The organism is Xanthomonas sp. WHRI 10207 (assembly GCF_040202975.1).
Classification (GTDB): Bacteria; Pseudomonadota; Gammaproteobacteria; order Xanthomonadales; family Xanthomonadaceae; genus Xanthomonas.
In genome coordinates, this window is the sequence record NZ_JBEGDX010000004.1 from 255,864 (window position 1) to 267,223 (window position 11,360).

Annotated in this window: 9 protein-coding genes and 1 other RNA gene; 3 read left to right on the forward strand and 7 right to left on the reverse strand. The window is 64.1% G+C overall.

The window, feature by feature from the left end; translation table 11 throughout:
* The first annotated feature begins 47 nt into the window (after positions 1 to 47).
* Both ABQU90_RS15445 and ABQU90_RS15450 read left to right on the forward strand, forming a co-directional pair.
* Positions 48 to 117, forward strand: a non-coding RNA gene (locus ABQU90_RS15445) — sX9 sRNA.
* A 15-nt stretch (positions 118 to 132) separates the two neighbouring features.
* Complete coding sequence (locus ABQU90_RS15450; protein WP_323522623.1) at positions 133 to 1,053, forward strand: right-handed parallel beta-helix repeat-containing protein; 921 nt, start codon at positions 133 to 135, stop codon at positions 1,051 to 1,053.
* 147 nt (positions 1,054 to 1,200) lie between these two features.
* Here the strand turns inward: ABQU90_RS15450 and ABQU90_RS15455 are convergent, their stop codons facing one another.
* The 7 genes from ABQU90_RS15455 to ABQU90_RS15485 form a co-directional block, all read right to left on the reverse strand.
* Positions 1,201 to 2,553, reverse strand: a complete 1,353-nt coding sequence (locus ABQU90_RS15455; protein WP_323522485.1) for a sensor histidine kinase — start codon at positions 2,551 to 2,553, stop codon at positions 1,201 to 1,203.
* An 8-nt stretch (positions 2,554 to 2,561) separates the two neighbouring features.
* Entirely contained in the window at positions 2,562 to 3,905 is a 1,344-nt protein-coding gene (locus ABQU90_RS15460) for a sigma-54-dependent transcriptional regulator (protein ID WP_323522484.1), read from the reverse strand.
* A 194-nt stretch (positions 3,906 to 4,099) separates the two neighbouring features.
* The gene (locus ABQU90_RS15465) at positions 4,100 to 4,570 is read right to left on the reverse strand and encodes a hypothetical protein (protein ID WP_323522483.1); all 471 of its coding nucleotides are present in this window, start codon (positions 4,568 to 4,570) and stop codon (positions 4,100 to 4,102) included.
* A gap of 120 nt (positions 4,571 to 4,690) precedes the next feature.
* The gene (locus tag ABQU90_RS15470; RefSeq protein ID WP_323522482.1) at positions 4,691 to 5,899 is read right to left on the reverse strand and encodes an ABC transporter permease; all 1,209 of its coding nucleotides are present in this window, start codon (positions 5,897 to 5,899) and stop codon (positions 4,691 to 4,693) included.
* Between the two features lie 65 nt (positions 5,900 to 5,964).
* A complete protein-coding gene (locus ABQU90_RS15475) occupies positions 5,965 to 7,260 on the reverse strand; it encodes an ABC transporter permease (RefSeq protein ID WP_323522481.1) in 1,296 nt (431 codons plus the stop codon).
* Between the two features lie 11 nt (positions 7,261 to 7,271).
* Positions 7,272 to 7,991 (reverse strand): ABC transporter ATP-binding protein, encoded by a 720-nt coding sequence (locus tag ABQU90_RS15480; RefSeq protein WP_115528958.1) that lies wholly within the window; start codon positions 7,989 to 7,991, stop codon positions 7,272 to 7,274.
* Between the two features lie 47 nt (positions 7,992 to 8,038).
* On the reverse strand, positions 8,039 to 9,310 hold the full coding sequence (locus tag ABQU90_RS15485; RefSeq protein WP_115528957.1) for an efflux RND transporter periplasmic adaptor subunit: 1,272 nt from the start codon (positions 9,308 to 9,310) through the stop codon (positions 8,039 to 8,041).
* 205 nt (positions 9,311 to 9,515) lie between these two features.
* Here ABQU90_RS15485 and glmS point away from each other — a divergent pair, with 205 nt between their 5' ends.
* Complete coding sequence (glmS, locus tag ABQU90_RS15490; RefSeq protein WP_323522480.1) at positions 9,516 to 11,345, forward strand: glutamine--fructose-6-phosphate transaminase (isomerizing); 1,830 nt, start codon at positions 9,516 to 9,518, stop codon at positions 11,343 to 11,345.
* The last annotated feature ends 15 nt before the right edge of the window (positions 11,346 to 11,360 follow it).

Sequence of the window (11,360 nt, forward strand, 5' to 3'; positions counted from 1 at the left end):
ACGACGGCGCAGCCGCGAGGCGGGCGTGGCGTTTGCTCGGACGCGGCATGGACCAATCGCACATTGCCGTTCGCCGGCCGCATCCATCTGACGATTGCTCGCTACGTGTTGTTGGCCGCTCTTGGCGTGCTGATGCTGCAGCCAGGCACTGCAGCGGCGTCCAGTTATCGGCTGTATCTGGCGCCCGATGGCAACGATGCGGCGGCAGGCACCGAGCCTTCGACCGCATTGCGCAGTCTCGGCGCTGCGCAGCAACGCCTGGTCGAGCGACGGCCGGCAGCGGCGGTGGAGGTGGTGATCGCCTCGGGCACCTATCTTCAACAGTCGGTGCAATGGACCTTTGCCAATGGCGCGCCCATCCGTTTTATCGCCGCTCCCGGCGCTGCCACGCCGCCGCTCTTCGACGGACGCGGCGGCGCGACCTGGTTCGCCTTGAAAGGCGGTCGAAATGCACCGACGCGCCTGACCTTCGATGGGTTGAAGGTCAGCAATTACTGGATGGCGCTGGATCTGGGCAGCAGCAAGACAGATGAAGACGGTAATGGTGGCAACACGATCCGCAACATGCAGTTCGCACGGATCGGGGGGCGCTACGGCCGCAGTGCCGAGGCCGCATATTCGTTTGCGGCGATCCGGCTGCAACAATCGCGCGACAACCGCATCGAACACAATCGATTTGAGTCGATCGAAAACGATACCGACACCTCGGGCTTCATCCACGCGCTGTATCTGGCGCGGCACTCCTCCGGTAACCGGATCGAGGGAAATACGTTTGTGGACGTCAACGGCGATGCAATACGCACGCGCGATGCGTCCGACCAGACCTATGTCAGCGGTAATCACTTTCTCAGGGCTGGCAAATACGCCGCGTTTTCCGACTGGTTCAAAGCCGATGGCGAGTGTCCCTCGCAGGGCGGCGAGTTTGTCGGCAATACCGTGGGTGTCGGGTATTACCGTGCCATCGATGCGACACGTACCACCGGTGCAGACGATGCATGTGGCGCGCTTAAACGACCGCGCATTGCAGAGCGTGGTACGCTGAAATCCGATTGACGGCGCTGCACTTATAAAGCGATTGCGCGCGTGTGTTTCAGTCACTGTCTGCGCGGCGGGAGCGGTCCTGCGGGCCCGGCAATCGATCAGGGAGTCGCGTCAGCTCACGCGTTCGAGCGGGCACAACACGGTGCCGCGAGTGGATGCCTACGCAGCCGATGCCGAGGGCAGCAACAAGGTCACACACAGGCCTCCATGCTCGCGGTTGTGCAACGAAATACGCCCGCCATGCGCTTCGGCAATCTCGCGGGTGAGCGCAAGCCCCAGCCCGGTTCCATTGCGTTTGGTCGAATAGAACGGCATCAGGGCATTGTGCAAGACCGCTTCATTCATGCCATTGCCGCGGTCGAGCACTTCGATCCGCAGCCATTGCGATACGCGTGTCACGCGCACCGCAACGTCGCTATTGGGCGGCTGCGCTTCGCTGCAGGCCTCATGTGCGTTCTTGAGCAGATTGAGCATGGCCTGTTCGATCTGCGCTGCATCGATGCGGCTGCTGACATCGCTAAGGTCGCCTTGCACCTGGAACGGAATCTGCTGTTGCAGGCGTTCCAGAAATGGCGCCCAGGCGATGGTCTGCAATTGCGGCTGCGGCAGCTTGGCAAAGCGCGCATAACCGCGAATAAAGCCTTCCAGATGACGCGCGCGCTCTTCGATGGTTTCGAAAACCGTTCCCAGGCGGTCGGTGCGCTCGCGCCGTAACAGTTCGGCGCCGGAATGCGCCAGCGAGGCGATCGGTGCGAGCGAGTTGTTCAATTCGTGGCTGATCACGCGGATGACCTTCTTCCATGTCTGCACTTCCTGGCGACGCAATTCGGTGGTCAGGGTGCGGATCAGCAGTAACTCGTGGCCGCGGCCATTGAGGTGGAAGCTGCGCCGCGAGAGGTGGTAGATCTGCTCGTCGTCCTCGTCATCGCCGTCCTCGCGCACGGCGAACAGGCAGTCGCCGCCGCGTGCCAATGCGTCGCGTAGCTCGCCAGGCATGCGTTCGAGCACGTCGTCGAGATGCTGGCCTTCGAGTTTGCGTCCGCCGTAGAGCAGTTTGCGCGCGGCGTTGTTGGAAAAGCCGATGCGGCGCAGCCCATCGCCGCCGGCCACCACCAACAGCATCGCGACAGGGGTGTTCTGCAGCATGGTGTCGAGCATCAATTCGCGCTGCACCAGATCGCGCCGTTGCGCGCGCAGCACGTCGCCGAGTTCGGCATGTGCCTGCACCAACTGCGCCAGTTCGTCGGTGCCGCGCCAATGCACGCCGAAGTTGTATTCGCCATCGCGGTAGCTGCTGGTGGTGCCGGCCAGTGCGCGGAACAGCGAGCGCATCGGTGCGGTAGCGCGGTTGAGGCTGAACCACATTGCGGCCAGCAAAACGACGACCGAAATCACAGCCACCTGCCAGCCGCGATCGAGCCAGTACGCCATGAACCACGGCAGCGCGGCCGCCAGTGCCAGCACCGGCAACAGCCGTAAGAACAGGGCGAACGTGAAGGAGCGATGCCGCATGCGGAGATTCATTCCGGTTTGATGCCGTAACGGTCCATGCGCCGGTACAGCGCCTGCCGGCTCAATCCCAATTCGGCGGCGGCCTGCGCGATCACGCCTTGCGCGCGCGCCAACGCCTGTTCGATGCGCGCGCGATCGGGCTCGCCGGCGATTGCCGCTACCGGCCGCGCCGCGGCGGCGCGTGGCAGGCTCAGATCGCTGGCTTCGATGCGCGCACCTTGCGCCAGCAGCGACGCACGCTGCAGCACGTTGCGCAGCTCGCGCACATTGCCCGGCCAGGCGTGCCGTTGCAGCGCATCGCGCGCCTGTGCAGACAACGGCTTGCCGCCCGCCAGGAAGTGCTCGGCCAGTGGCGCGATGTCGCCCGGACGCTCGGCCAGTGCCGGCAGCGCGATCTCCACGGTGTTGAGGCGGTAGTAGAGATCCTCGCGGAAGCTGCCATCGCGGATCATCGACGGCAGGTCGGCGTTGGTGGCGCTGATCACGCGCACCTTGGCGTGCCGCTCGCGATTGGAACCCAGCCGCTCATAGCGCCCGGTTTCCAGCACGCGCAGCAGTTTCATCTGGCCCGCCAGCGGCAGGTTGCCGATTTCGTCCAGGAACAGCGTGCCGCCATCGGCCGCTTCGAATTTGCCTTCGCGCGCCTTGTTGGCACCGGTGTAGGCGCCGGCGTCGGCACCGAACAATTCCGCCTCGATCAAGTCGCCCGGCAGAGCGCCGCAATTGAGCGCGATGAAGGGGCCATGTTTGGTCGCCGAGTTGGCCTGGATGATCTCGGCGATCTTTTCCTTGCCGCTGCCGTTGGGGCCGGTGATCAGCACCGGCAGCTCCGAGCGTGCGACCTGACAGGCGAGCGCGATGGCCCGCTCGCTGGCGGGGTCGGCGAAGACCGCGCCGCGCAGATCGTAGCGCTGGGTCAGTTGCTCACGGCCGCGGTGCTCGCGTTCGCGGCGGTGCGCGAGTTCGCGGCGCGCCTCGGAGAGTTCGAGCAGATTGTTGACCGTGGTCAGCAGCTTGGTATCGTCCCACGGTTTGGCGATGTAGTCGGCGGCGCCGGCCTTGACCAGGCCCACCGCACTGCCCAGATGGGTCCAGGCGGTGAGCAAAATCACCGGCAGATCCGGATGACGCTGGCGGATCTGGGTAAACAGCGCCTCGCCTTCTTCGCCGGAGGTGGTGTCGGCGGTGAAGTTCATGTCCTGGATCACCAGGTCGAACGCCTGCTCGTCCAGCAGGGCCAATCCGGCCTGCGGCGATGACGCATGCCGCGCTTCGATGTCGTGCAAGGAAAACAGCACCTCCAGCGCGGTGGCCACGGCGGTGTTGTCGTCGATGATCAGGATATGCGGCATTGCGCGCTCGAAAGGCGAAAGGTGTTGGGGAAGTACTTGCCACAGCATACGGCGCCAGCCGGTGTCGCCGCACACCGCGTGCCGCAAGCCGATGGCGATGGCAACGGACGTTGCGACGGGGCAGTGCGCCGGCATAGTTGGCGCTGGACGTGCGACAGGCCGGCGCGCGTGCGTGCCCCGGCTGCAAGCGACGGCTACCGCAGCGCTTGTGGTGGTGTCGGTGGCGCAGGCGGCAATGGTGGCAGCAGCGATGCATATATCTGCGCGGTCCAGGTCAGGCTCAACTGCGCCTGCCCGCGTGCCACCTGGACCTGCACTGGACGGCCGGCGGCAGCGCGTAATGCGTGCAGCAGTTCTTCCACGGTGGCAATGCCGCGGCCATCGGCTGCGCGCAGGGTATCGCCCTTGCGCAGCTGCAGTACCAGCGTATCGCTGGCCTGCGTGACCAGCAGGCCGGCAGCTGTGGCGGTCAGCGCCAGCGTCTGTGCGTTGTGTTGCCAGCGCAGCTGATGATCGTCGATACGCAGCGCGGTGTGCTCAGTCACTTCGCTACGCGTCTGCGTTGTGGGGTGCACGGAGGCGCCACTGCCGGCATGCAGCGTGCCGCTCATCGCAGCGATGGCGAGTACGGCGGCGACGATACGGGGATGGACGATCGGACGCATAGGGAGAGAGTCCTTGTGAGGGAAGTATCGCGGTTTGTCGGCATGCGCAGCTGACCAGCGGCCGGCATCGCCGGGCGCCAGGGTGTGGTGATGGGTTTGAGGCAGCGTCCCATGGTGTGCTCAGGCGCTGCGCGTAGCGACTGCCGGCGGCACCAACGCCGCGCGACGTGCGGGCCAGAACACGGCGATCTGGCCGAGCATCCACAACGTGAGCGCGCCGATCGGCAGGTAGATCAACGGCAGGCGCGGCAATTCGTAGCGCGCCATCAACCACAGGTTGATCGAGTAGGCCATCAACATGCCGAGCACGATCCCGATCGAGGCCAACAGGAAATTCTCGATCTGGAAGTAGCGCAGGATCTGTCCGCGCGTGGCACCGAGTGCACGGCGAATGCCGATCTGCTTGGTGCGCTGCTGCACCCAGAAGCTGGCAAGACCGACGATGCCCAATGCGGTGACGATCAGCAGGGCGATGCTCATGGTGACCAGCAGCCATGACATCGAACGATCCTGACGATAGAAGTCGCGACGCATTTCTTCCAGCGTCTTCTTCTCCTGGATGATGCGACTGTTGCTGTTCTTCTCCAGGATCGCGACCGCTTGATTCAGTACTTCCTGGCGTCGGTCCGGATCGGTCCTCAGCAGGTAACGATGCCCCTCGCTGTAGGAAATCTTGACAGGGGACAGCATCGAGTCGTCATAAGCAGTCGCCCCACCGTAGTCGTTGACACGCGCCAGATGCTCGACGATGCCGACGATCTTGCTCGGCGTGTCTCCGGCGTAGATGGATTTACCCAATGCCGATTGCCCGGGAAACAGTTTTTCCGCTGCACTTTTGGTCAGGATGACGCTGGGAATCGTGGCCTTCTTGTCATTGCTCCAGCTGAATTCGCCTTCGGTGAAGCGCCGCCCCTGCACCAGCCGCAGGCCGAGCGTATCGAGCATTTGGGAATCGCCAGTGTAGGCGTTGAGGTCAATGGTCGGGACGCGTTGATCCGCGGTCAGGTTGATACCGGTGATCCAAATGCTGTCGCCGAACGGGACCTGGCTGACCGAGGAAGCGAACTTCACCCCTGGAATAGCGCGCAGCGCAGCCAGGTCGGTTTCTGTCAGTGCATTGGCGTTTTGATCTTCGCCGATGCCAGCGATGCTGATGCTGACGATTTCGTTTTCGGCCAGGCCGCTGGGGCGCTGTATACGCTCTATCCGGTTGCCGATGAGGAACAGCGCGTTGGAGATGATGGCGCAGCTCAGTGCGATCTCAAGCACGATCAACGCAGCAGCGGTCTTGTGCCGTTGCAGCGTGGACAGGATGGGGCGGATTTCCATGAGAGTGTCCTTTCTGGTTGCTGGCTGCAGCCGATGCGACGTAGGTCGCATCGGCTGCCAAGGCGTCACTGGGACTTGAGTTGAATGGCCGGCGCGACTTGGCAAGCCCGCCATGCAGGCAGCATCCCAGCCAGGATGCTGGCGAGCAGGGCCATCGCAAAGGTGCTCAGCAACATGGCTGGATCCAGATAGGCGAGATCGGCGTAGCTGCTGGGCTGTTGTCGCACACCCCAGAGTCCCAGGCCGGCCAGGCCGAGGCCCAGCAGGCCACCGGTCAATCCGATCGTCCCGGCCTCCACCAGCGCTTGCGCAAAGATGCTGCGTCTGGTCGCGCCAAGCGCCCTGCGCACACCGATCTCCCCGCTGCGCCGCAAAAATTTGGCCAGCATCAATCCAATGGTGTTGACCAGGCAGACCAGCAGAAACCCGAATGCCAGCCAGGTCTGCAGGCGGACATCGCTGGGCACCACTTTCTTGAAGTCCAGCCATTCCATCACGCTACGCAGCTCTACATTGTTAGGTCGCTCGAAGCGCCCGGCACGCCGTTGCAGATCGGAATAATTCTCCAGGTACTGGCGATAGGCAACGGCCTTTTGGGGAGTGTCCAGCTGTACCCAATACTGGATCCATGCACAGGGCTCATCGATGCCTTTTGCTTCCGCGCTGCTCGACCCCCAGCAGGAACGCGAGCCACTGGTGGCAAGTTTCAACTCCATCGCGGTGCTGAAGGGAATGAAGATCTGTTCCAGCTTGGCATAGCGCCCCCTGTTGATGTCGTAGAATTTCGGAATCGGACGCCAGTCCTTGAGGACACCGACAACGCGCAACGCGTTGCGATTCACGCGCACGGTTCGGCCCACGCTGTTTTCGCCGTTGAAGAGCTTTTTGTTCAGCGCCTCCGACAGGATTGCCACGCGCGCGCGGCTGCCGTCATCGCTGGTCGGCCAGGCGCCGCCATAGAGAAAAGGCGCGTCGAACATCGAGAAAAAATCGGTGGAGGTATAGCGCGCGTCAAGCGAAAACGGTCGCAGGGATGCATTGTCTGGTTCCACAGCGACGTCACCGCCGCTCATCATCGCCTGTCGATCGGCGCGTTTCTCGCGGAGCAAGGCTTCTGCGTCGAACCGTGTGAACTGCTCGAGTGCTTCTGTACTTCGGTGATCGCGCGAGCGCGCATCCAGTTGCGGGATGAAAATGGTCTGGCTCTTGCCGGGCAGCGGATCGCCGGACAGGATGTAGAACACGGTCAACGTGGTCATGCTGGCGCCGATGCCCAGCGCGATCGCCAGCACCATCAGCGCGGTGAGCACCTTGTTGCGACGGAAGCTGCGCAGCGCGAGATTGAAGTAATAGCCGAACATGGGGGCGGTCCTTATTCGGCCAGGCTTGCAGTGGCGGTGGGCGCGCGCATCAGGCTGGGATTGCGTTCCAGGTCAGTGGCCTGGCCGTCGACGATGTGCACGTTGCGCTGCGCGCGTGCGGCCAGTTCCGGGTCGTGGGTGACCATCACGATGGTGGTGCCCTGGCTGTTGATTTCTTCCAGCAGCTCCATCACCCCGCGTGCCATCTGCGAGTCGAGGTTGCCGGTGGGTTCGTCGGCCAGCAGCAGGCGCGGGCTGCCGGCCAGCGCGCGTGCGATGGCGGCGCGCTGCTGCTGGCCACCCGATAGCTCGGTCGGGTAATGCTTCAGGCGCGAACCCAACCCGACCTTGGTCAACGCCTCTTCGATGCGCTGCTTACGCTCGGACGCGGGCATGCCGCGATAGCGCAGCGGCACGTCGACGTTGTCGAACAGGTTGAGGTCGGGGATCAGATTGAAGCCCTGGAAGATGAAACCGATCTTCTGATTGCGCAGCCGCGAACGCGCGTCGTCGGAGAGATGGCTGACGTCTTCGCCATCCAGCAGATACTGGCCGCTGGTAAAGGTCTCAAGCAGTCCCGCCAGGTTGAGGAAGGTGGTCTTGCCCGAGCCGGACGGCCCGGTCACCGCGACGAATTCGCCTTCGCGCACATGCAGGTCCAGCGAGCGCAGCGCGTGCGTTTCCACCTGTTCGGTGCGGAAGACCTTGGAGACCGCTTGCATCTTGAGCATTGCCGATTCCTTTGCGAAAGAGAGTGCGACGAAGAGGATTGAATGAATCAGTGAACGGTGACGCGCGGGGCGTCACCAAAATTGTCTGCACCGGACACCACCACGCGGTCGCCGACCTGCAGCCCAGACAACACCTGCACCTCGCCCAGGCTGCTGACACCCGTGCGCACAGGGCGGCGCACTGCGGTGTTGCCATCCATCACATAGGCGTAGCTGCCGCCGGATTGTTCGACAAACGGGCCGCGTTCGACCTTGAGCACATTGCGACGCGTGTCCATCACCACGCGCGCGCTCATGCGCTGACTCTGGCGCAGGCCCCGCGGCTGCTTGTCGGTAAAGCGGATGCGTGCGGTGACTTCGCCGTTGACCACTTCCGGCGACACCGCCGAAATGGCACCGGGGAAGGGTTCGCCGCTGCCGCTTGTGAGCTGGGCCGGCATGCCGATCGCCAGATCGCGCGCGAAGCTTTCCGGCACCTTGATCTCGACTTCAAACTTGGACAGATCCACCACACCCAGGATCGGTGCGTTCGCTGCGACCTGGGTGTGTTGCACCGCCTGCACCTGGCCGACCTGGCCATCGAACGGCGACAACAGCGTGAGTGCGTCGACCTGGCGCTGCACTTCGGCCACCACTGCGCGTTGGCGGTCGGCCAGCAAACGTTTGTTGCGCGAATCCAGATCCGCACCCTGGCTCTTCAACGACGCATCCCGCTCGGCGTGCTGCAGGTCGATGTCGGTTTTCTTCAAGGTGTCCTGCGCCTTGGCCAGCTCCACCTGCGGCACCGCGCCGCCGTCGTAGCCGCGCTGATAGCGCTCCAGGTCGCGCGCGGCGGCCTGCTTGTCGATCTTGGCCTGGTCGGTGAGCTTGCTGGCGTTGGCACGGGCGAGCGTGGCGTCCAGCCCTGCGCGGCTGGACTCGGCTTCCAGTCCGGCCAGGGTGGCTTGTTCCTGCGCCAGCTTGCTGCGCAGTTCCGGACTGTCGATGCGCGCCAGCTCCTGGCCCTGCTTGACCACATCGCCGGCCACCACGCTCAGCGTCACTGTGCCGGCCGAGATCGCGTACAGCACCGGGCTGTTGGCGGCGATCACCCGGCCATCGGCGGCGATGTCGCGTACCAGATCGCCCTGGCTCACCGTGGCGATCCGCACCCTGCTGGCATCGAACGAGCTGCTGCCCGCGCTCCATGCGCTGATCGCCCAACCGATACCGGCCAGCACCGCCACGGTGGCGACGCTGGGCCACAGCCAACGGCGCCATGGCGCGTGGTGGGCGGGAGTACGGAGAACCTGGTCCTGGGCAGAGGTGTCGCGAATCATGGTCGGCGTGCTCGGTGGCGTCACGCTGACAAAGCAGGGCGCGTGCCAACTGCCAAGTGGCTGAAATAAAAGACATTCATTCCGGACGGGCGCGTGTCCGCAGTGTCCGCGGACACCGGCGCGGACACGCTGTCCGGGCACGGTCATGCAGTGGACAACAGCGGACACGCTAAAATGCCGGCCTTCTTCCTAAAGAGCTGTCCCTATGTGCGGCATTGTCGGAGCGATCGCCGGGCGCGATGTGGTCCCGGTCCTGATCGAAGGACTCAAGCGCCTGGAATACCGGGGCTACGATTCTGCCGGCATTGCGGTGCTCGATGGCGCGCAGGTGCGGCGGGTGCGGCGCACCGGGCGGGTGGTCGAGATGGCGCAGGCGGCGCAGGCCGAACAGTTCGGCGCAACCCTGGGAATCGGCCATACGCGCTGGGCCACCCACGGCGGCGTCACCGAAGCCAATGCGCACCCGCACATCAGTGCCGGCGTGGCGCTGGTGCATAACGGCATCATCGAAAACCACGAAGAACAGCGCGAAAAGCTGCGTGCGCTCGGCTACAGCTTCGAGTCGCAGACCGACACCGAAGTCATCGCGCATCTGATCCATCACCATCTGGCCGACGCGGGCGATTTGCTCAGCGCGCTACAGCGCACGGTCAAGGAACTCACCGGCGCCTACGCGCTGGCGGTGATGAGCCAGGCCGAGCCGGAGCGGTTTGTCTGCGCGCGCATGGGCTGCCCGTTGTTGATCGGCGTGGGCGAGGGCGAAAACTTCGTCGCCTCCGATGTCTCGGCCATCGTGCAGGCCACCCGCCAGGTGATCTTCCTGGAAGAAGGCGATACCGCCGAGCTGCGTCGCGAGGGCGTGCGCATCTTCGATGCCAACGACGCGCCGGTCGAGCGCCCGCTGCATCTGTCCGATGTGTCGCTGGCATCGCTGGAACTGGGGCCGTTCCGCCATTTCATGCAGAAGGAAATCCACGAGCAGCCGCGTGCGCTGGCCGACACCATCGAAGCGGCGATCGATGCGAAGGGCTTCCCGGCGTCGTTGTTCGGTGCCAACGCAGAAGCGGTGTTGCGCGAGATCGAAGGCGTGCAGATCCTGGCCTGCGGCACCAGCTATTACGCCGGCATGACCGCGCGCTACTGGATCGAAGCCATCGCCGGGCTGCCGTGCAGCGTGGAGATCGCCAGCGAATACCGTTACCGCGCCGCGTACGCCAACCCCAAGCATCTGATCGTCACCATTTCGCAGTCCGGCGAAACGCTGGACACGATGGAGGCGCTGAAATACGCAAAATCGCTGGGCCATCTGCATACCCTGTCGATCTGCAACGTGCCCGAGAGCGCGATCCCGCGCGCCAGCGAACTGGTTTGCTACACGCGCGCCGGCGCCGAAATCGGGGTAGCCTCGACCAAGGCGTTCACCACCCAGCTGGCGGTGCTGTTCCAGCTCACCATGGTGCTGGGCAAGCTGCAGGGCCGCATCAGCGAGGCTGAAGAGGCCGATTATCTGGAGCAGCTGCGCTTCCTGCCCGGCAGCGTGCAACACGCCTTGAATCTGGAACCGCAGATCATGGCCTGGGCCGAGCGCTTCTCACCGAAGGAAAATGCGCTGTTTCTCGGCCGTGGCCTGCATTACCCGATCGCGCTGGAAGGCGCGCTCAAGCTTAAAGAAATCTCGTATATCCACGCCGAAGCGTATCCGGCCGGCGAGTTGAAGCACGGCCCGCTGGCGCTGGTGGATGCAGCCATGCCGGTGGTGGTGATCGCACCGAACGACCGGCTGCTGGAAAAGGTCAAATCCAATATGCAGGAAGTGCGCGCACGCGGCGGCGAGCTGTTCGTGTTCGCCGACCAGGACAGCCACTTCAGCGAGTCCGAAGGCGTGCACGTGATCCGCACCCCGCGCCACGCCGGCGTGCTGTCGCCGGTGATCCACACCATCCCGGTGCAGCTGCTGGCGTATCACACCGCACTGGCACGCGGCACCGACGTGGACAAGCCGCGTAACCTGGCCAAGTCGGTGACGGTGGAGTAACGCCAGCGCTGCTTG